26 protein-coding genes are annotated in these 20,883 nt (G+C 33.4%); 18 read left to right on the forward strand and 8 right to left on the reverse strand.

All coding sequences use genetic code 11. The features are described 5' to 3' along the window. Positions 1-84: 84 nt before the first annotated feature. From mglA to BN3326_RS18150, 6 genes are all read left to right on the forward strand, one after another. Positions 85-1,587, forward strand: coding sequence for a galactose/methyl galactoside ABC transporter ATP-binding protein MglA (gene mglA, locus BN3326_RS18125; protein ID WP_070000668.1), 1,503 nt, complete (start codon positions 85-87; stop codon positions 1,585-1,587). A gap of 14 nt (positions 1,588-1,601) precedes the next feature. Next, positions 1,602-2,633, forward strand: a complete 1,032-nt coding sequence (gene mglC, locus BN3326_RS18130; protein WP_070000669.1) for a galactose/methyl galactoside ABC transporter permease MglC — start codon at positions 1,602-1,604, stop codon at positions 2,631-2,633. A gap of 337 nt (positions 2,634-2,970) precedes the next feature. Further along, positions 2,971-4,122, forward strand: a complete 1,152-nt coding sequence (locus tag BN3326_RS18135; RefSeq protein ID WP_070000670.1) for an NAD(P)-dependent malic enzyme — start codon at positions 2,971-2,973, stop codon at positions 4,120-4,122. Between the two features lie 13 nt (positions 4,123-4,135). Beyond that, positions 4,136-5,194 (forward strand): undecaprenyldiphospho-muramoylpentapeptide beta-N-acetylglucosaminyltransferase, encoded by a 1,059-nt coding sequence (locus tag BN3326_RS18140; protein ID WP_070000671.1) that lies wholly within the window; start codon positions 4,136-4,138, stop codon positions 5,192-5,194. A 28-nt stretch (positions 5,195-5,222) separates the two neighbouring features. Further along, on the forward strand, positions 5,223-6,293 hold the full coding sequence (locus BN3326_RS18145; protein WP_070000672.1) for a methyl-accepting chemotaxis protein: 1,071 nt from the start codon (positions 5,223-5,225) through the stop codon (positions 6,291-6,293). A 246-nt stretch (positions 6,294-6,539) separates the two neighbouring features. Beyond that, on the forward strand, positions 6,540-8,144 hold the full coding sequence (locus tag BN3326_RS18150) for a CTP synthase (protein WP_070000673.1): 1,605 nt from the start codon (positions 6,540-6,542) through the stop codon (positions 8,142-8,144). Between the two features lie 91 nt (positions 8,145-8,235). On the opposite strand, the gene BN3326_RS18155 is transcribed toward BN3326_RS18150, so the two are convergent. Together BN3326_RS18155 and BN3326_RS18160 are read right to left on the reverse strand one after the other, a co-directional pair. Further along, entirely contained in the window at positions 8,236-9,123 is an 888-nt protein-coding gene (locus BN3326_RS18155; protein WP_070000674.1) for a DUF368 domain-containing protein, read from the reverse strand. Positions 9,124-9,313: 190 nt separating this feature from the next. Beyond that, positions 9,314-9,664 (reverse strand): DUF5658 family protein, encoded by a 351-nt coding sequence (locus BN3326_RS18160; RefSeq protein WP_070000675.1) that lies wholly within the window; start codon positions 9,662-9,664, stop codon positions 9,314-9,316. Between the two features lie 175 nt (positions 9,665-9,839). Between BN3326_RS18160 and BN3326_RS18165 the strand changes: the two genes are divergently transcribed. The 6 genes from BN3326_RS18165 to BN3326_RS18190 all read left to right on the forward strand — a co-directional run bounded on the left by BN3326_RS18165 (position 9,840) and on the right by BN3326_RS18190 (position 14,618). Beyond that, positions 9,840-10,316, forward strand: coding sequence for a MarR family winged helix-turn-helix transcriptional regulator (locus BN3326_RS18165; protein WP_070000676.1), 477 nt, complete (start codon positions 9,840-9,842; stop codon positions 10,314-10,316). 92 nt (positions 10,317-10,408) lie between these two features. Next, entirely contained in the window at positions 10,409-10,801 is a 393-nt protein-coding gene (locus tag BN3326_RS18170) for a hypothetical protein (RefSeq protein ID WP_070000677.1), read from the forward strand. Between the two features lie 115 nt (positions 10,802-10,916). Further along, positions 10,917-11,609 (forward strand): 5'-methylthioadenosine/adenosylhomocysteine nucleosidase, encoded by a 693-nt coding sequence (locus BN3326_RS18175; protein WP_070000678.1) that lies wholly within the window; start codon positions 10,917-10,919, stop codon positions 11,607-11,609. A gap of 180 nt (positions 11,610-11,789) precedes the next feature. After that, entirely contained in the window at positions 11,790-12,488 is a 699-nt protein-coding gene (locus tag BN3326_RS18180) for a hypothetical protein (RefSeq protein ID WP_070000679.1), read from the forward strand. A 162-nt stretch (positions 12,489-12,650) separates the two neighbouring features. Further along, the gene (locus tag BN3326_RS18185) at positions 12,651-13,997 is read left to right on the forward strand and encodes a glucose-6-phosphate isomerase (RefSeq protein WP_070000680.1); all 1,347 of its coding nucleotides are present in this window, start codon (positions 12,651-12,653) and stop codon (positions 13,995-13,997) included. A 93-nt stretch (positions 13,998-14,090) separates the two neighbouring features. Next, complete coding sequence (locus BN3326_RS18190; protein WP_070000681.1) at positions 14,091-14,618, forward strand: transcription repressor NadR; 528 nt, start codon at positions 14,091-14,093, stop codon at positions 14,616-14,618. A gap of 45 nt (positions 14,619-14,663) precedes the next feature. Here BN3326_RS18190 and BN3326_RS18195 read toward each other — a convergent pair whose 3' ends face one another. Continuing rightward, positions 14,664-15,197, reverse strand: a complete 534-nt coding sequence (locus BN3326_RS18195; RefSeq protein ID WP_070000682.1) for a site-specific integrase — start codon at positions 15,195-15,197, stop codon at positions 14,664-14,666. A gap of 86 nt (positions 15,198-15,283) precedes the next feature. On the opposite strand from BN3326_RS18195, the gene BN3326_RS22090 reads away from it, so the two are divergent. Then, on the forward strand, positions 15,284-15,448 hold the full coding sequence (locus BN3326_RS22090; protein WP_171903862.1) for a hypothetical protein: 165 nt from the start codon (positions 15,284-15,286) through the stop codon (positions 15,446-15,448). Between the two features lie 147 nt (positions 15,449-15,595). Here the strand turns inward: BN3326_RS22090 and BN3326_RS18200 are convergent, their stop codons facing one another. The 4 genes from BN3326_RS18200 to BN3326_RS18215 all read right to left on the reverse strand — a co-directional run bounded on the left by BN3326_RS18200 (position 15,596) and on the right by BN3326_RS18215 (position 17,542). After that, positions 15,596-16,135, reverse strand: a complete 540-nt coding sequence (locus BN3326_RS18200; protein ID WP_070000683.1) for a hypothetical protein — start codon at positions 16,133-16,135, stop codon at positions 15,596-15,598. A 534-nt stretch (positions 16,136-16,669) separates the two neighbouring features. After that, positions 16,670-16,927: a hypothetical protein gene (locus tag BN3326_RS22260; RefSeq protein WP_070000685.1), complete on the reverse strand. Its 258-nt coding sequence runs from the start codon at positions 16,925-16,927 to the stop codon at positions 16,670-16,672. Positions 16,928-17,024: 97 nt separating this feature from the next. After that, complete coding sequence (locus tag BN3326_RS22095; protein WP_171903863.1) at positions 17,025-17,177, reverse strand: hypothetical protein; 153 nt, start codon at positions 17,175-17,177, stop codon at positions 17,025-17,027. A 227-nt stretch (positions 17,178-17,404) separates the two neighbouring features. After that, complete coding sequence (locus tag BN3326_RS18215; protein ID WP_070000686.1) at positions 17,405-17,542, reverse strand: zinc ribbon-containing protein; 138 nt, start codon at positions 17,540-17,542, stop codon at positions 17,405-17,407. A gap of 113 nt (positions 17,543-17,655) precedes the next feature. On the opposite strand from BN3326_RS18215, the gene BN3326_RS18220 reads away from it, so the two are divergent. Further along, on the forward strand, positions 17,656-17,880 hold the full coding sequence (locus BN3326_RS18220; protein ID WP_070000687.1) for a hypothetical protein: 225 nt from the start codon (positions 17,656-17,658) through the stop codon (positions 17,878-17,880). An 88-nt stretch (positions 17,881-17,968) separates the two neighbouring features. Here the strand turns inward: BN3326_RS18220 and BN3326_RS18225 are convergent, their stop codons facing one another. Next, positions 17,969-18,139, reverse strand: a complete 171-nt coding sequence (locus tag BN3326_RS18225) for an aspartyl-phosphate phosphatase Spo0E family protein (RefSeq protein ID WP_070000688.1) — start codon at positions 18,137-18,139, stop codon at positions 17,969-17,971. Between the two features lie 262 nt (positions 18,140-18,401). Between BN3326_RS18225 and BN3326_RS22100 the strand changes: the two genes are divergently transcribed. The 4 genes from BN3326_RS22100 to BN3326_RS18240 all read left to right on the forward strand — a co-directional run bounded on the left by BN3326_RS22100 (position 18,402) and on the right by BN3326_RS18240 (position 20,876). Beyond that, positions 18,402-18,563 (forward strand): hypothetical protein, encoded by a 162-nt coding sequence (locus BN3326_RS22100; protein ID WP_171903864.1) that lies wholly within the window; start codon positions 18,402-18,404, stop codon positions 18,561-18,563. 129 nt (positions 18,564-18,692) lie between these two features. Further along, on the forward strand, positions 18,693-19,010 hold the full coding sequence (locus BN3326_RS18230) for a hypothetical protein (protein ID WP_207646371.1): 318 nt from the start codon (positions 18,693-18,695) through the stop codon (positions 19,008-19,010). 118 nt (positions 19,011-19,128) lie between these two features. Next, the gene (locus BN3326_RS18235) at positions 19,129-19,521 is read left to right on the forward strand and encodes a metal-dependent hydrolase (protein WP_070000690.1); all 393 of its coding nucleotides are present in this window, start codon (positions 19,129-19,131) and stop codon (positions 19,519-19,521) included. 263 nt (positions 19,522-19,784) lie between these two features. Beyond that, a complete protein-coding gene (locus BN3326_RS18240) occupies positions 19,785-20,876 on the forward strand; it encodes a PTS sugar transporter subunit IIC (RefSeq protein WP_070000691.1) in 1,092 nt (363 codons plus the stop codon). The last annotated feature ends 7 nt before the right edge of the window (positions 20,877-20,883 follow it).

Here is a 20,883-nt window from a genome sequence, read left to right on the forward strand (position 1 = left end):
TTACTTATTTAATGTGCAGGCAAGGACCCAAACTGAAGTTCTTGTCTGCAAAATATTTTATAGTAAAGTGTGGTGAACTCTATAATGACAAAGACAATGTATCTGCTAGAGATGAAAGATATCAATAAAGAATTCCCAGGAGTTAAAGCTTTAGATGGTGCCCAGCTGAGTCTTAAAGCAGGAACAGTTCATGCGCTGATGGGAGAAAATGGGGCAGGAAAATCAACACTTATGAAATGTCTGTTTGGAATCTATTTGGAAGATTCTGGAGAGATCTACCTAAATGGTACTAGAGTTAATTTTATCAATCCTAAACAAGCATTAGAACATGGTGTATCCATGGTACATCAAGAATTAAATCAAGTAAGACAAACAAGAGTTATGGATAATATTTGGCTTGGCAGATTTCCTAAAAAAGGAATTGTAATTGCTGAGAAAGAAATGTATGAAAAAACCAAGAGTATTTTTGAAGACTTATCAATAGATATAGATCCAAAAGAAAAGATTGAGAACTTATCCTTATCACAGCAACAAATGGTTGAAATAGCAAAAGCGGTTTCATATAACTCTAAAGTTATTGTAATGGATGAACCAACCTCATCACTTACAGAAAAAGAGGTTGAACATTTATTTAGAATTATTAATAAGCTAAAAAGCCAAGGATGCGGCATTATATATATATCACATAAAATGGAAGAGATTTTAAAAATATGTGATGATGTTACAATTATGAGAGATGGTAAATGGATTGATACACTGCCAGCAGCAGAACTAACAACTGATAAAATTATTAATTTAATGGTGGGAAGAGACTTAAGTCAGCGTTTTCCGCCTAAAGATAATGTACCTGGGGAAGTCATTTTAGAAGTTAAGAATCTTACAGCCACCTATCAGCCTTCTATTGTAGATGTGTCATTTGAACTTAAAAAAGGCGAGGTGCTTGGGGTTGCAGGGCTTATGGGCTCAAAAAGAACAGAAATTGTTGAAACCATATTTGGTGTCAGAAAGAAAGAATCTGGAGACGTTATTTTACACGGTAAAACGATCAATAACAAACATGCTAAAGAGGCGATTAAAAATGGGTTTGCCTTACTTACAGAAGACAGAAGACAAACCGGTATTTTTGGAGTGCTGGGGATTAGATTTAACTCTATAATAGCTAATCTTAATGCATACGCAAATAAATTTGGTATATTAAATGATAAAAGGTTAGAGAAGGATACGGAGTGGGTTATTAGCAGTATGAAAGTAAAAACACCTTCTCAAAAAACACTTATCAGGTCTTTATCTGGAGGTAATCAACAAAAGGTTATCCTTGGACGATGGCTGCTTACCGAACCGGAAATACTTATGTTAGACGAACCTACAAGAGGGATAGATGTTGGCGCTAAGTACGAGATTTATCAACTCATTTTAGATCTTGCTAATAAGCAAAAAGGAATAATCATGATTTCCTCTGAAATGCCAGAGCTTTTAGGGATAACGGATAGAATTCTGGTAATGAGTAATGGCCGGGTTGCTGGTATAGTAAATACCAAAGAAACCAATCAAGAAGAAATTTTAAGGCTTGCAGCCAAATATCTATAAGGGAGGAAATCATAATGGAAAAAATACAAAACACACTTAAAAATATAGATAGAAAAAGCATTGTAGATTTTTTGCTTAATAATGCTATTTATGTAGTACTTTTAATACTTGTAGGTATTATTATTTCTATGGATAATTCATTTTTATCTATGAAGAACTTTACTTTTATTATTACACAAGCTTCTACACGTACAATACTTGCACTTGGAGTTGCAGGACTTCTTGTACTCGCAGGAACTGATCTTTCAGTCGGACGTATGGTTGGACTAGCCGCAGTAGTATCCGCTTCACTTCTTCAGTCTCCTGATTATGCAAGAAGGATTTTCCCAGAACTTCCTCAACTTGCAATTATATTACCTATTTTGTTATGTATTACACTCACAACAATTGCTTCAACTATTAATGGTGTAATTATAGCAAAATTCCATGTAACACCTTTTATTGCAACACTGGGGATGCAGCTTGTCATTTATGGGGTCGCATCACTGTATTATGATGCGGTAGGAGCTTCTCCGATAGCTGGACTTGATCCAAAATTTACTAAGTTTGCGCAAGGCAGCTTGCAAATAGGGGACATTGGTATTCCTTATCTTGTAATCTATGCAGCCATTACAGTACTCATTGTATGGTTTATTTGGAACAAAACAACGCTTGGTAAAAATATGTTTGCTGTTGGAGGTAACGCAGAAGCAGCGGCAGTTTCCGGTGTAAGTATTACAAAGACTATTATTCTTGTATCTGTTATAGCTGGGATACTTTACGGTTTTGCAGGATGTTTGGAAGTTGCACGTACAGGAAGTGCTACAAATAACTTAGGAAATGGTTATGAACTAGATGCTATTGCAGCCTGTGTAGTTGGCGGGGTTTCCTTCAGCGGCGGAGTAGGTTCTATAGCTGGTATTGTAACAGGGGTATTTATCTTCCAAGTTATCAACTACGGACTCGCGTATGTTAATGTAAGTCCTTATATTCAATATATTATAAAAGGTCTTATTATTATCATAGCTGTTGCAATTGATACAAGAAAGTATATTAAGAAAAAATAAGAGTTAGTTTATAGGTCCATTAAAGGGCATCATAAATAGATAGCATAAAACAGGCTGCCTCGGTTCTTGAAAAAAGAATAGGTGGCCTGTATTGTTCTATAGGTAGCAATTAATAATGATGTTTAGCTGGTTAAGGTGGAGCGAAGCTATGCTAAAATATTATAGTGCGCCTATTAATGTATATTGACTTCATATAGAATGAAATAGTATTATTAATATAATAGAAGAATAATAAAAATAAGATTTAGGCTCATAAATAGTATGTATTTGTTTATGAGCTGCACTATTTTGGGAAAAATATAGAGGACGCGCCCAGTTGCTAAAGGAGAATTAAAGAATGAATTTAAGGGAAAAAGCTTTACAAATGCATGAAATGTGGCAAGGAAAGCTAGAGATTGTTTCTAAATCAAAAGTAGATAATAAAGAGGATTTATCTATAGCATATACACCAGGCGTTGCGGAACCATGCAGAGAAATAGCTGCAGACAAAGAAAACGTGTATAAATATACTATGAAGGGTAATACAGTTGCTGTTATCTCAGATGGGACAGCTGTACTTGGGCTTGGCGATATTGGGCCGGAAGCAGCCCTGCCAGTTATGGAAGGAAAAGCAGTGCTTTTCAAAGAATTTGGTGGTATTAATGCTATCCCAATTTGTATAGATACTAAAGATACGGATGAAATTATTAAATTTATCAAACAGATTGCGCCTACATTTGGTGGTATTAATCTAGAAGACATTGCAGCACCTAGATGTTTTCAAATAGAAGAAGCTCTAAAAAAAGAGCTTGATATCCCAGTGTTTCATGATGATCAGCATGGTACAGCAATTGTTGTTTTGGCAGGGGTTATTAATGCACTTAAAGTAACACATAAAGACAAAGAGAGCGTAAAAGTTGTTGTAAATGGAGCTGGTTCAGCGGGAATAGCTATTACGAAATTACTCTTATATTACGGCTTCAAAGATATTACGATGGTGGATAGATTGGGTATTTTAGAAGACAGTGAGACATGGATGAACTGGGCCCAAAAGGATCTTTGTAAATGTACCAATTTAAGGAAATTAAAAGGTTCACTAAGTGATGCGTTAAAAGAAGCCGATATATTTATTGGAGTATCTGCACCTAATATTGTTTCTAAAGAAATGATAAGCAGTATGAACAAAGATGCTATCGTTTTTGCTATGGCGAATCCGACACCAGAAATCATGCCAGATGATGCAAAAGAAGCAGGTGCACTGATCGTCGGAACTGGCAGATCAGACTTTCCAAATCAAGTTAATAATGTGCTTGTATTTCCTGGGATATTTAAAGGTGCGCTTATGGCAAGGGCTTCACAAATTACCGAAGATATGAAAATTGGGGCAGCAGAGGCGATAGCCGGTATGATAGATGCCGATGCGTTAGCGCCTGATAATATACTTCCTAAACCTTTCGATAAAGGCATAGCAGATAAAGTGGCAAAAGCTGTCATTAATTCAATAAAATAAGGAGGTCGGTTAAGTGAATACCATTGTACTTACAGGTGGTGGCACCGCAGGACATGTAACACCTCATATTGCATTAATACCAAGTCTTAAAGAAAATGGATGGGATATTAGATACATTGGGAGTTTCCAGGGGATCGAAAAGGAACTTATTACAAAAGAGGGTATTCCCTATTATGGTATTGCATCAGGAAAATTAAGAAGATATCTTTCGGTTCAAAATCTAAAAGATCCTTTTAAAGTTATTAAGGGTTTCTTCGATGCTTATAAGATCTTAAAAAAATTAAAGCCGAAGGTGGTTTTTTCTAAGGGAGGATATGTTACAGTTCCAGTTGTTTTGGCAGCGAATACGCTAAGGATACCTGTTGTACTGCATGAATCAGATATTACACCGGGTCTTGCAAACAAAATTGCAATGAAAGGTGCTAAAATAATCTGTGTTAATTTTGAAGAGACACTTAGATATGTTGGGGATAAAGGTATTTTAACAGGATCACCTATTAGAAAAGCACTCTTTGAAGGCTGTGCAGAAAAAGGCAATCAACTTTGCAGCTTTAAAGCTCAAAGGCCAGTTCTTTTGATGATGGGAGGCAGTTTGGGATCAGTTAAAATTAACAATACTTTAAGGAAAGCTCTTCCGGTTCTAACGAAAACATTTAATGTTATTCATATCTGTGGAAAAGGCAATGTGGATGATTCACTTAGAGAATTGGAAGGGTATAAACAATTTGAGTATGTAGGAAAGGAATTGCCAGACCTATTTGCAATGACAGATCTTATGCTGTCTCGAGCAGGCGCTAATGCGCTTTCAGAGATTGTTGCACTTAACATTCCAAGTTTACTTGTTCCATTATCACAAGCAGCAAGCAGAGGAGACCAATTACTTAATGCCAATGCTATGAAAAGTAAAGGATATTGTGAAATTTTGATTGAAGAGGAACTTAACGAAGAAACACTTATAGAGCGTTTGAATTTGCTTCATAAAAATAAACTTAAGTATAAAAATGCCATGCAGCAAGCTACTCAAATAAAGGCAATTGATAAAATCATAAACATTTTAAATAAGTACCGCTAAAGACAATCAAAACTAAGGGGGATACAATATGTTTATTAAAAAACAAGAAGTAGAGTTAGTTAAGAGGTTAGCAGAAGGAGAACTTGAGGTCTTACTTGAAGCCTTAAGTAAAAGTAAGCAATCCATTTTAAAGGCAGAGACAGTAGAAGAAATTATCGCAATAAAAGCAAAAACAAATCATCTATTATTAGATTTACAAGGTATAAAAGGTGATGTAGATGGATTGAAAAATGTAGCAGCAAAGGAAGTAAGTGTTTTAACAGATCAAATAGGAAGACTTACTGATATTGAAAGAGCGGTAGATAGTAAACTTGGAACTTTTGCAGCTGTAAAGCAAAAAGCATCAGCAGAGTCTGAAGAAATAACCACAACTGTTAGTGGAATCAATGAAAAGATCAAAGTATCAGCTGATACAACAGAACATATAGAAAAGCTGCTTGTAACAATTACAAAAGCTGTTAGAGGAATTAATACAACAGCACAGTCTATGAAAAAACAAGTAACAACATTTATTGAAACTGCGCAAAATGTAACAAGTAATATCACAGGTATTTCCTCTATAGCAGAGCAGACGAATCTGCTTGCTCTTAATGCTTCAATAGAAGCAGCGAGAGCTGGTGAGGCAGGAAGAGGTTTTGCAGTAGTTGCAGAAGAGATTAGAAAGTTATCGGATGGGACTAAAGAACTTCTTGATAATATGACTAAATTTTTAGGAGAGCTCGAGCAAGCATCTCTTAAAACCAGTGAAGAAGTAGAGGCAACTACAATTGGTATAGGAAAAATTGAAGCAAAGATTGAGCAAGTTGATAAAAATATACAAGATAGTAAGACAAATACAGCTGAGATCCAAAAAGAAATGAGCAGTATTAATCACTATATTAAAGAGCTTACACAGAATGCAGATGCTTCATGTGCATGTGCCCAAAATATAGAACAAGAAGTCGCACTTATTAATACAACAGTTTCCACGCTGCAAGGATTAGAACATGATATGCAGGAAATGCTGATGCAAATAGGTACCGTAAATACAAAATATGAAGCTTTGATAAGTAATGTAAAAGAGTTTAAGAATTATAAAGTATTAGGTTTGAAAAAATAAACTTAAGTTTAGTACTTAGGCATAATAAAAAGAATGTAAAAATCTCCTGATTAAAAAGATGGGGATTTTTATGTTGAAAAGAACAAAAAACTTTGCCACTTATTGTTAGATACTAGCTAAGAGGATAAAAATATATCTAAAAACAAAAGATAATGATAACGTTACTTGACACTCTGCTATTATAATAATAAAATATAAAGGTTGATGATGAGAAGATATAAATACAAATATTGTTGAGGTGAAAAAATGTCTACAAAATATATTTTTGTTACAGGAGGAGTTGTTTCAGGTTTAGGTAAAGGGATTACGGCTGCTTGTTTAGGAAGGCTTTTAAAAGCAAGAGGGAAAAAAGTTACAATTCAAAAATTTGATCCATATATTAATATAGATCCAGGTACAATGAGTCCTTATCAGCATGGTGAGGTGTTTGTAACAAATGATGGCAGTGAAACGGATTTAGATTTAGGCCATTATGAAAGATTTATTGATGAGAAACTCAATAAATACAGTAATGTAACTACAGGGAAAATATACTGGTCAGTTTTAAATAAAGAACGTAGAGGCGATTACCTAGGTGCGACAGTTCAGGTCATTCCTCATATTACGAATATGATTAAAGACTGTGTGTACAGAGTAGGCAATACAGGAGATACCTCAGATATTGTTATTACAGAAATTGGTGGAACTGTAGGAGATATTGAAAGTTTGCCTTATCTTGAAGCGATTAGACAAGTTGCAACAGATGTGGGGAAAGAAAATGTGCTATATATCCATGTAACACTTATCCCTTACCTTGGCATGTCAGGTGAAATGAAAACTAAGCCGACACAGCATTCGGTAAAGGAGCTTCTCTCTATCGGTATCCAGCCAGATATTATTGTATGTCGTACAGAACATCCGATATCAGAAGATATGAAGTATAAAATCGCACTATTTTGCAATGTTGAAAAAGACTGTGTTGTCCAAAATCTTGATGCTGAGACCCTCTATCAAGTACCACTTATGTTAGAAGAAGAAGGACTAGCTAAAATAGTCTGCAGAAAACTTCATATGGAGGCGGGTACACCAGACCTAACTGAATGGCAGGCAATGGTCGAAAAGGAAAGAAATCGAGATAAAAAAACAAAAATAGCATTAGTTGGGAAGTATGTAGAACTGCATGATGCCTATTTATCTATTGTAGAATCTCTTCACCATGCAGGTATTTATCATGGATCATTTGTAGAAATTGATTGGGTTAATGCAGAGCAGGTTACACGTGAAAATGTTGAGGATATGCTAAAAAATGCAGATGGTGTACTTGTACCAGGTGGATTTGGAGATAGAGGCGTTGAAGGAAAACTGGAAGCTGTAAGATTTGCAAGAGAGAACAAGATTCCATTTTTTGGTATTTGTTTAGGCATGCAGTGTGCAGTTATTGAATTTGCAAGAAATGTAGCTGAGTTAGACGGTGCACATAGTTCTGAACTTTCTCCAAATACGAGATATCCAGTGATAGATCTTATGCCAGATCAAAAAGATATTGAAGATATGGGTGGGACTATGAGGCTTGGGGCTTATCCTTGTAAACTCAAACCAGAGACTAATGCGTCAAGAGCTTATGGGAAAGATGCGGTTGAAGAAAGACATAGACATAGGTATGAATATAATAATGAATACAGGGAGCTTTTAACAAGTAAAGGTCTTAAAATAACAGGTACATCACCGGATGACAGACTTGTAGAAATTGTAGAAATCGAAGATCATCCATGGTTTGTAGGGGTTCAGTTCCATCCAGAATTTTTATCAAGACCTAATAGGCCACATGCGTTATTTAGAGATTTTATAGGTGCAACGCTAAATAACAAGTAATTTAAGATTTTATTGAAGTATAGTTATAAAATAATCCCTCTGAAGCCGATATCCTTTTTGGATACGGACTACAGAGGGAAAAATTTTACAATTATTTTGATTTTACAAAGTATCTTAAACTATCAAGAAGGAGAATGATAAGTCCTCCAACTAAAAAAAACATAAAGTTAAAGGTTTCAAAACTCATAGAGGCGAGAGGCTTATCTAAAGTTGTAGGACCCATAAATACTGCATAAAGAGAGCCAATCATTAACCCTAGGATGAAGTATATAAGCTGAGAACGCTTTGTTTTAAGTAAGTGATTTAAAAGTCTTACAAAGGTTATAACCCCAAATAAAATACCTAAGCCAAAAACAATTAAAATAGGTAGGTAAGCAAAGTTAAAAAGAATAACATGTTTAGCAGCGGTAATAATAGGGGTATATAATCCAAATATTAATAACAGTGTAGAGCCAGAAATACCAGGAAGAATCATAGCAGAGATTGCAACAGCTCCAGCTATAAAGATATATGCAGCTAAACTTGGAGAAAGTTGATTAATAGAAATATTTTTAATCGCTCCATTAGAAACAGGATTAAAATAAGTGATCAAAGACACCAAGATCATGCCTATTAATAAGTATATAAGATGATTATAATTTGATTTTAGATTCTTTTTTTCTTCTTTAAGAACGATAGGAATGGAGAAAAGAATAAATCCTACAAATAATGAACTGATATCATAAATTTGACGTTCAAAAACAGATGAAATAAAAAGAATAGACGTAATCATGCCAATGCCCCAACCTAGTCCTATTTTCATCAAAAAGGTAAGGGCCTTCTTTTTAGTTTGAAAAGAAGCTCCAGAGGCTAAAATACTTATAGAACTAATAAATTCATTATAGAACCCCATTACAAAAGCTACTGTTCCTCCAGAAACGCCTGGTACACTGTCTGCAAAGGCCATAAACATGCCTCGTATTAAATTTAAAATAATCATACAATAACCCTCAATTTATAGCATAGTATAAACACTTTCTTTTTCATATATTGCTCTATAGAATAGTATATAGTACACCGCGAATACAAGCAATACCAAAGCATTAAATATGTGCAGTAAAACTATCTGAGCTTTATATAGCATATGACAAGCTTTCTGAATGTAGTACAGGTATTATAAAAATGAAGGGTTATAAAAAAAATAAGATATTGATAAGATAGTACACGTGTAAAATATTAATTGCGAGGTAAGCTAGTATAACAATATTTATAAAAATAGTACATAGCTTAATAGAGGTAAGGCTTTCTTCTTTAAGATGAGGAAGTACTGCGAGAATTAAGACAGCTGGAAAAATGATCTTAACTAATATACTTAAAAAGGGGTTAGAAACGATAGGGCGCATGATTAAATTTGCTTCATAAAAATGACCTGTTTTGAGTAAAGTATAAGTAAATAGCATATCCGTGCAATTTAAGATATAGATAAGTGTGAATTTAGTTTTTATAGCTGTCATAGAGTGTTTGAAAAGTGATTTAGCCATATTAGACACCTCCTAAACTTATTATTACCAAAAAATGAGAAATTTATTAATGTTACAGAGAATCAATATAAAATTGGGTTATTCTTGACAATACAAACATTACACTTTAAACTTTGAATATGAAAAAGTTTGAGAATCAAAATAACTAAATCAATAACAAGAGGAGGCAACCTATTTGAAGGGGTCAATTAAAATTGTTAATGAGCTGCTCGTAGAACTATTTAATGATATACTTACTATTGAAAAAACAGCACTCCAAAACAGCAGATTTAGTGATTTATCCATTACAGAGATGCATGTTCTAGAAGCCATAGGCGAGACGCCAAGAACGATGACAGACGTAGCGGGGCAAGTCGGTATTACTGTAGGGACACTTACAACTTCAATTAACCGACTAGTAAAGAAAGAGTATGTCGTAAGAAAACGTTCAGAGGATGACAGACGATTTGTAGAAATAGAATTATCGCATAAAGGAAAGCTTGCCTATAAGGTACACGAGAGTTTTCATCAGACGATGGTTAAAGCAATGGTAGATAAATTATCAGATGAAGATAATGAGGTACTGATTAACTCGCTAACAAGACTTAATCAATTTTTCAAGGACCAATATCATCTTATACAATCTAAAAATGTGGATTTAAAGCGTCCTTAAAATAAGATGAAAATATAAAGTTTAGTAGATTGTTAAGCAATATGTCTACACACAAATCATGCCTCATAAATTAATATAAAGGAGGCGGTTACATGAATGGGTTAAAAAAACAATTTATAAAAAGTTTTATTAAGTTGACGATTGTAGAAAATAAACCTGGTGTATTAAAGATACATATTGCAAAGCTATCTGAGCTAGATAAAAAATATAAGGTATACGATAGATATATAACGGAGGCTTTTAAATTATTAAAAGGGATACAATCTACTTATATTGATTATATGCACAGTACGATAATTATTAATTACAGTGAAGAAAGTGTAACTTCACAAAAAATAATGCGCTGGATACAAATTATATTAGATGTGGCTATAGACAATTTGGACTTTATAGAAAAGCATGGGGAAACCAATACAGATTATATGTTAAAAAGGCTGGAAGAAATATTGCAGCGTAAATTACAGATACTTAATAGATCAATTTAGAAATCAATAAGTTGTATGTTAAAGAGGATTTGCATTAAAATGCTAGACTCGCAAGCAACTATTTAAAATGTAAAAGCTATAAATACAAGATATATATACTGAGAGGAGTAAACAAATGATAGGCATTATAGGTGCAATGGATGAAGAGGTTATTTCACTTAAAAGAAAGATGGTCATTAAAGATATTAAGACAGTAGCAAGTATGGAGTTTTGTACAGGCGCGATAAATGATAAAGAAATTGTTGTTGTAAGATGTGGCATCGGAAAGGTCAATGCTGCGGTATGTACTCAGGTTCTTATAGATCAATTTCATACACAGTGTATTATAAATACAGGTGTTGCTGGAGGTCTTCATCCTGAGATCAATATCGGGGATATTGTTATATCAAGTGATACAGTAGAACATGATATGGACGCTTCAGCCGTAGGTAATCCTAAAGGAGAAATCCCGCGTATGAATAAAACTTATTTTGAAGCAGATGAGCGTCTGGTACAAATTGCGCAGGATGCAGCAGAAAAAATAGATGGAGATCATAAAGTGCTTGTGGGAAGAATAGCAAGTGGTGATCAGTTTATTTCGAGTATCAAAGTAAAAGAAGCGATCTATTCTATGTTTACAGCTTATTGTGCAGAGATGGAAGGTGCGGCTATAGCACATACTTGTTATCTTAATCAAGTACCTTTTGTTATAATAAGAGCCATATCTGATAAAGCAGATCATAGTGCGGATACAAATTTTGAAGAGTTTGTAAATATTGCAGCTAGGAATGCCAGTAAAATGATAGAAGCAATCTTGGAAAATTTATAAAGCTATAGTATGAAACAATATATGAGGGAAAAGGCATCTATTCATCCTATTTAGGATAAAAGATGCCTTTTTTATAATCAATTTAGAAACTTATACTTGAATAAATGTAAAAAAATGGTAAAATAATAATAACTACTAAAGATAATATAGAGTCCAGTTAAATACAAAAGGAGGAAGTATATGCTTATAGCACTATTTATAACAGAACTTATATTAGCAGCTATTATTATTTTTACAACGTATATGATGAGTAATAAGTTTAAAGGTATAGAAATAAGCCTAGGAATATATAGCAGTCCAAGAGCTTATAAAACACAGTCCCATGTGGCCTTTATAGAAAAAGTTATTAAAAAGTATAAGGAATGTATTGATACTATTGGAGAAGAAGCTAATATAGAAAGTATTATTAAATCAACTTTATATAAAGAATACATAGGAAAATTTCCTTTTGCAGCAGTAAAAAGTATTGCACTTAAGGCTACGAGGGTAATGTGGGGGATTATTTTTTTAGAAGGTATTGTTGCATTTATTAATAATACAACCCATGAAGTACCAACTATCCTTATTATTACTACAAGCATTTTACTTACTATTATGATTGAGATGTTCAAGTATATTAAAAGTGTAGAAGATCAAAATGATGTTGTTATCATGTTAGTACAAGATTATCTGCTTAATGTTTATCCTATGGAAGTTAGAAAAAGTCTTACGAATAAAGAAATCGTTCGGCTAAGGACAAGAGTAACGGAACTTGAAAGAGAATTGAAGACAGAAGATGCCATAGAGTCTGCAATAAGCGAATACCGCGAAAAAGAAAAAGTATCAAATGATGAATTAAGCATGCAGGATATTGTTAAACTAATAGGGATATTTCAATAAAAGAAGCTTATAAAAGAGCTTCTTATTCTATTTGTATAGCTTTGCTATAAAAGTTTTTAAACTTGACCTAATCAGATAATTATTGTATATTTAAAAAAAATATAAATTGATTTATAATGTGATAGGAATGTTATCCTATCAAATGCCAGGAGGGTATAGATCATGAAGAAGATTACAGTTGATTACTCTAAAACAGGTGTACAACCCTATGAATTAGAGTTTTTAAAAGAACAAGTAAAATTAGCTCATCAGATGTTACACGAAAAAAATGGTGCTGGAAGTGATTTTTTAGGATGGATAGACTTACCTGTAAATTATGATAAAAACGAATTTGAAAAAATAAAAAAATCAGCTGAAAAAATTAAAGCTGATTCAGATGTTCTGATTGTAATAGGTATAGGAGGCTCTTACTTAGGCGCTAGAGCCTGCATAGACGCGCTTAGTCATACCTTCTATAATGCACTTAGTAAAGAACAAAGAAAGACGCCTGAAATATATTATGTAGGTAATAATATTTCGGGTTCATATCTTAAGGAGCTCTTAGATATATGTGATGGTAAAGAAGTAAGCGTGAATGTTATTTCAAAGTCAGGCACAACAACAGAGCCGGCTATTGCGTTTCGTGTATTTAAGAAATTTATGGAACAAAAGTATGGTAAGGAAGGCGCGCGGGAGCGTATTTTTGCAACTACAGATGAAAAAAAAGGTGCACTTCTAACCTTAGCAAAAGAAGAAGGGTATCAAACTTTTGTTATTCCAGATGATGTAGGTGGTCGTTTCTCAGTACTTACAGCAGTTGGTCTGCTTCCGATAGCCGCAGCTGGTATTAACTTAGATGAGATGATGCAAGGGGCAGCTGATGCAAGGGCTGAATATCAAAATCAAAATGTTGATGAAAACGAATGCTACAAATATGCAGTGATTAGAAATGCTCTTCTTAGAAAAGGTAAAAATGTTGAAGTTGTAGTAAATTATGAGCCTACACTACAGTATTTCGGTGAGTGGTGGAAACAATTATATGGAGAAAGTGAAGGAAAAGATCAAAAAGGGATTTATCCTTCATCGGTTAATTTTTCAACAGACCTGCATTCATTAGGACAATATATTCAAGATGGTCAACGTCTTTTATTTGAAACAGTTATCAATATAGAAACACCTAAACTTGATATTACCCTAGAAGAAGAGCCTGTAGATTTAGATGGATTAAATTATTTAGCAGGACAAACGATGGATTTTGTTAATAAAAAAGCATTTGAAGGAACGCTTCTTGCACATGTAGATGGGGGTGTACCTAATATGGTTATTAATGTACCTGAGCTTACACCTTATCAGATGGGTAAATTGATCTATTTCTTCGAGAAAGCTTGTGGAATAAGTGGATACTTACTCGGTGTTAATCCATTTGATCAACCAGGGGTAGAAGAATATAAGAAAAATATGTTTGCATTACTTGGAAAAAAAGGGTATGAAACACTTCGAGAAGCACTTTTGAAAAGAATAAGTCAGTAGATTTTAAAATAGTTCAGGCTGCAAAGCTTGAACTATTTTTAGTTGTATAGTTTAATAATAAGTAATAAAAGTTTATAAGAGAGGATTAAACCAATGGATGGAGAAAAAAGAAGAGAACTTATTCTAGGCTTTCTAAATGAAACGACACAGCCAACTAGCGGTACACACTTGTCAAAAGAACTTAAGGTGAGCAGACAGATTATTGTACAAGACGTAGCGCTTTTAAGAGCCTCAGGCTATGATATATTGGCTACTGCAAGAGGCTATATTCTTAATCAAGAAGCAGGAATGATGCAGAAACGTGTGATATTAGTTAAGCATACACCTGAAGAATTAGAAGATGAACTTAATACAATCGTTGATAATGGGGGGAGAGTAAGAGATGTCATTATTAGTCACCCGATATATGGGGAATTAGTTGGAGACCTCATGTTAAAAACAAGAAGAGACATTAAGCAGTTTGTTGATAAAGTTAATAATACAAGTGCAACACCGCTTATGCATCTTACAAATGGAATGCATATGCATACAATTGAGGCAAGCAGTAAAGAGGAGTTAGATATTATTGAAGAGGAACTTCATAAAAAAGGTTATTTAAGAGATACTATTCACGAAGAGTAGTATCTCTTAAATATATAAGCCCTTGATTTACAAGTGATTTAGGATTTATGTATTTGTGTCTGGAACTGGTTTGGTACTATTTTTAAAAATATCTAATCTTTCCGCAACCTCATCATGTTTGTTAGGGTAAAGATGTGAATATATCTCCAATGTAGTTTGAACTTTTTCATGGCCTAATCTTTCTGATATTAAAATAGGGTTTGTATTCATTTCACGTACAAGTAAATGCTTACTGAAAGTAAATAATCTATCAGTAGCTTGATAATCGTATAATAATGCAACATAATTATTTATTTCATCGACTAAAAAATGTGGGATAGTTATTATGCGTTTACTTTTAGGTGTTTTAGGAGGATTAATAAGATCCTCTTTATTAAGGCGTGCATAAGATTTGCTTACATTGATTATTTTTGCGTCTAGGTCTACATACTTTAAGCTAAGGGCTAAAAGCTCGCCACACCGCATTCCTGTCCAAAATAAGAGCATAAAGGCTAATCTTGATTGAGGCTTATCTGATACGAATTCATGGACTTTGATGTAGTATTCCAGCAAATGACAGATTAAATAAAAAATATGCAAAATAGTGTCCCTCTTTGGAATGATAGCATACGTTATTAGGGGAAGTACTTTTTGTACTATCACTATAAAACAAGGAGGAATTGAATATGTGTAAATGTAAGAAAGATTGTGAAAGAAAACCAGAAAATCTATTAGGTGGATGTGAGCGCGAAGAAGCACTAGAAAGAGCAATTAGAAAATTGGGGCGAGGCAGCTGTAGAGGAGAAGATCGTTCAAGAAAGCATTGTTGTTCAAGAACTTGTTGTAGATAATTTAAAAGGTTTAAGAGGAGCACGTGAAATTATTTTTCTATGCTCTTCTACATATCATGAGAGATAACAAATTGACTATTTATAAGTGGATAAAAATTTAAAGACTTAGTAGGGTTGATTCGACTAAATCATTAAATAAAATACACTTTATGGTTGTAAAAGAAATTCTTCAATTGCAATGAGAGTATATAAGGCTGATATTCTAGCGTGAAAAAAATTTTCTAGTTGTATAACTTTTTCAACCTTGTTTGATGTAGAGGATAATTGTTCTAAATAAAATAACTGGTTGTTAATATGATTAAGAATATTAAAGAGAAGCACTGTGTCTCTAGTTTGTACACCAGTAGGTTGCACATGGGAATGATATTCTCGAAGTTCTCTCCGGATGGAATGAACTTCGCTTTTGATAGAATTAATACTTCGTATTAGAGCTTCTATATCTCTTGGAGGTGTATCAAGCGTAAGTTGGACTAGTTGAAAAATCCTATTATGCATAGATTTCAATCGATTAATATAATTGGTCACAGTTTGGTGATGCTCCAGAGCAGAAACAGGTGGTGCAGGTTCAGGAATATTAGAAATAACTGGACCAAGTATCAAAGCTTTATCGGTTGCAGAGACATGGGAAAACAAGGTGATTATTAGGATAATAGATATTAATAATTTTAATCTATTTATGTTTTTCATATAATACCTCAAGGTTTTTATAAATACTCAAATTTAGAATAGCCATTTTTTTATGTAAGTATGTGTTTTATGAAAAACTAATAAAAATGAATTTTTGTTTGATTCAGGCAACAATTATAGAGATTGAGCTATGAAAATAAAATAGGCAATAGATTTTCTTATGCTGAAGTGTTTAGCGTTTTGACACGAATGAAAGTAAAAGTACTATTAAAGCCAATGTCAAACCCACTGCAGCAAGCATAATAAGTACTATGCCGTATGAGCGTATTTCCATGATTTGATTTATCATGAGCACCACATCCTCCTTCCTTGCCTTGCTTTTAAATTGACCCTTAAGAGCCAATTGAAAGGGGAATAACATAATAACCCTTTAGAAAGAAGTGGCTGAATAAATAATATAAGAAATCTATTGCCTATTAAACGAGTTTATCAGAAATAGATGTATGTATCAATAAAATTCTCTAAACAGCATCATATCACATTAATTTAAAAGCTTAATATTGTAAAATTCAATTTTGATAGAAAAAGAGGCTACTAATAGCCTCGGCCAGTTAAAAATACATATACTGAAAAAAATATGAAAAATACTGCTGAACATAAATTAAATATAAGATTGCCATTTTGTTTAAGTTTATACGCGTTATAAGCAAAAAATAATTGTTGAATGCTGATGCCAATATAGATAATTCCAGGAGATACTAGTCCTAGCATATATGGGATGATAGTAGCAGTGAGAAATAATCCAGTATAACAAATAATAAAAGTTTTAAATTTTTTATTATAGTATTTCAATATTAAGTTCCTCCTCGATTTATTTGACAATTCTAACATATTCAAATAAACAATAAAAGAGCTTAATGAAAATTGATATTGGTAGGAGGATTAAAATTTATTTTTTTCTTTTCTGCAATAAAAGATTAATTAACTTTGCCAAGCCTAGTTTTTCACCTACATAATTAGCTGCAACCATACCGATTTTTGTAACCACTATATATAAAACTACAGCAAGTAATAACATTAAGATAAAAGTAATAGCGTCCATAAATTCTCCTTCTAAAGCTTGAATTATCTAACACATATTTTAATTATAGGAGAGTATCACAAAGTATTCAATCAATAAAAGATATTTATTAAAAGTCAGATTTGTAAGAAGTTGGAATAGGCAAGGCATAATAAAAGTATCTTCAGAACATCCAAATAGCACATTTGATAAGCAACACTTATGTAAGCTATTTGGATATTTGAATGAAGCTACTCAAGATTTTCATACTAAAGTTTGACGTAAGTAGTTTTATGGCATCTTGGGCAAATGGGTAATGTGTCAGTATTATTATTGAGCGTAACAATTTCACCACATACAGTACATTCATAATCACCTTTGCCTGGTCTTTCACCTGTGTTTAACATATAAAACACCTCCTTATCTTTAGTATATATTCATAATATCACTAAACAATAAAATATTAAATAAAATCAAAAGATAACCTAATAAAATCGAAAATTGAAAAGGAGAGATAATAATGGATCATTTAGATACAAGTGTTGTAAAAATCGTTGAAGAAAGCTGTAAAGGATTAGATTTTTTAGGGAAAATAATAACCCACGAACGTTTAGGCAAAGGAGTTGTCGTGGGTTACAGTTCAATTTCAGGAGAGCCTTTTGCATTTTTCTATGAACAACAAGAAATAAGTGATAGGGTTTTTTGTTTTAGTCATAGAGAAATGCTTATAGGATTAAATTATTAGAATATTAATCTGTTACCTTTATATCTATAATCAAAAATATCATTTTAATTAGTGTAGGGAGAGAGTTTTCAATCTCTCCCTTTTGTTTTTACTTGCCTGATTCTTTAAGAGTACTTTCGTATGTATTCAAAGCATCATCAAGTTTTTGGCTAGCAACAAGTACTTCAGGATCTAATAAGCTTTGTTTTTCATTTATCAAGCTCTGGAGTAATTGTCTTATCTCGCCGATTGTTTGAGTTGTTTCTTCAAAATTTCCCATATTGCCCCTCCTTTCACTATATAATTATAGACAAGGGCACAATAATAGGTTTTTGTATAAACATATGTCGAGAGAACACACCGAATATCATATATTAAAAGTAATAAAAAGCAGTAGGGGGAATTTTTGTAGGGGAAAAATAGTAGGGGAAAATAAATAGGGGAATTTTTAGCTGTTTTTGCGCATATTTTGCACATAGACACACTTAGTTTGCTCTACATAGTCTTAAATTATATCTGCTATGTGAAAGGAGATCATACAAATGACTTTTAAAGTAGCACTAATGGAATGGTGCATATGTGACAGCTGTGGTGAAATAATGAGCCTTATGGATCACTGGAATCAAGATGGCATATGTATAAAGTGTTTTGGAGCATGGATTGATGAGATGGACCCATTAACAAAAAAATCTGAGCGCAAGTGAGGTCGCTGTAAACTACATTAACGAGCCAGTGAAAGGTGTAATCAATTTCTATAAGTAGTAGTCACACATTATTTCTCCTTGGCGTGCAGTTAAAACAAGGCAGTATAAAAAACATTAAAATTACAGGAGATGATTGAATGTACCAAAAAAAGAGAATCTAAAGTCAAGTTGCTACTACAGATGATTAAAGAACAGACGAAAAGAAGCAAAGAAAAAAGACTAATTAAGATGAAATTAGCCGGAGAAGAACTTGAGAGAGATGAAATCAAGTATAAACTAAGTGAGTTAAAGCTAAATAATGTTAGAAATACTATGTATGACCTAGAGCAATCCAAGTTCTCACGCTTCAATGCTCTAGATCTAGATGTTATTAACTCTATAGATGAACGGCTTGAAGATCTTCGTAAAGAAGAACGTCAAATTGTCAAATATAGATTGCAAGCTTAAAAATAAGCATAACTACAGGTGAACAAAGTTCTAAGTTGTAGTTATGCTTTTATTATGTCTCCGAATTGGGTATTCTATGTATAGTTTTGTACATAATATGCTTAAGAGGTGAGCTAATATGGATTACAGAACACATATTATTGGTGGTATTGCCTTAGCGTATGGAGCACATCAACTAATACAAATAGATCCACAGCAAGTTGTTATATTTTACGGATGTTGCACTTTAGGAAGCATTCTTCCGGACATTGATCATCCAGAGGCATTTATATCGAAATTTATTCCACTCCTACCATATGCTCTTTATAATTCAGTTGGGCATAGGACTTTAACTCATGGCATACTATTTACAGCGATTATATTTTTGCTGGTTGCTTTTATTAATATAGTTGCTGGAGTAGGAATAGCGCTCGGCATTCTAAGCCACATCGCACTAGATATGCTTAGTCCTTATGGTGTTGCATTCTTATATCCATTTAATAAAGAAAGAATTAAAATTATACGCCACTAGATATATTATGGTACTAATAGGGTACTTAGATTTTTCTATCTTTAAAAGCTTTGTAAAATAAATAGAATTAATACAATAAAAATACTATAAATAAGGAAATAACACATCAAATTACATTGCGGTCACTCACGAAGAGTAGTATCTCTTAAATCTTTATGGGTCTCTTAAAGATCTATAAAAAGGGTAAATATATAATATTGACATGTGACATGACAGGTGTTAATATTTGTGTAGGTGTTATCTTGTTTTAAGGAGGAATAGATATGCATGATAAAAAAGAATGGACATTATATGTAAAAAAGTTTACAAACAGGTATCTGATTAATGGACTCAGTGGTATGGCATTAGGGTTATTTTCTACGTTGTTGATAGGGCTTATTCTTAAACAAATAGGATCCTTTATGCCTAATTTGTGGTTTGGACAATTTTTAATGACACTCGGGCAGATAGCTGCTGTACTTACAGGAGTCGGTATTGCAGTAGGTGTTGCTCATAATTTAGGAGCGAGTAAACTTGTGCTTTACTCAAGCGTGCTTAATGGACTTATAGGAGCATATGCTGTTAAGCTTGTAAATGGGCAGCTGATTACAGAGGGGGGGATTTTACTAAGTGGTGCAGGAGATCCTCTGGGGGCTTTTCTTGCAGCAGTGATAGGGGTAGAGATAGGAAGACTAGTAGCAGGAAAAACAAAGTTAGATATACTTATTACACCGGCTGTAACTATTATTGCTGGTAGTATAACGGGGCTTATTATTGGACCGCCAGTGTCAAGTTTCATGAATGTACTGGGAGATTTTATTAAAGTGGCTACAGAACTTCAACCTTTTTTTATGGGGATAGTCGTATCAGTCTCGATGGGGATTTTTTTAACACTGCCTATTAGTTCAGCTGCTATTAGTATGATACTTGGATTATCAGGTATTGCAGCGGGTGCGTCAACAGCTGGCTGTGCTGCCCAGATGATAGGATTTGCTGTAATGAGTTATAGAGAAAATAAAATAAATGGCTTATTAGCACAAGGGCTTGGAACATCTATGCTTCAAATGCCTAATATTATTAAAAATCCGAAGATCTGGATTCCGCCTATTCTTGCAAGTGCCATAACAGGTCCGTTGGCAACGATGGTATTTAAAATGGAAAATGTTGCGGCGGGAGCTGGTATGGGGACTTCAGGGCTTGTTGGCCCGATACTTACTTGGCAGACGATGTCACAAGCCGAGACAAGTCAAACAGTATTACTCATAAAAATATTAGCAGTATACTTTATAATACCAGCAATACTAACGCTTCTCTTTGCTTCTTTTATGAGAAAGAAGAATTGGATTAAAGACGGAGATTTAAAATTAGAAGTTTAATAAAGAA

This window comes from Cellulosilyticum sp. I15G10I2 (genome assembly GCF_900095725.1).
Lineage (GTDB): Bacteria > Bacillota > Clostridia > Lachnospirales > Cellulosilyticaceae > FMMP01.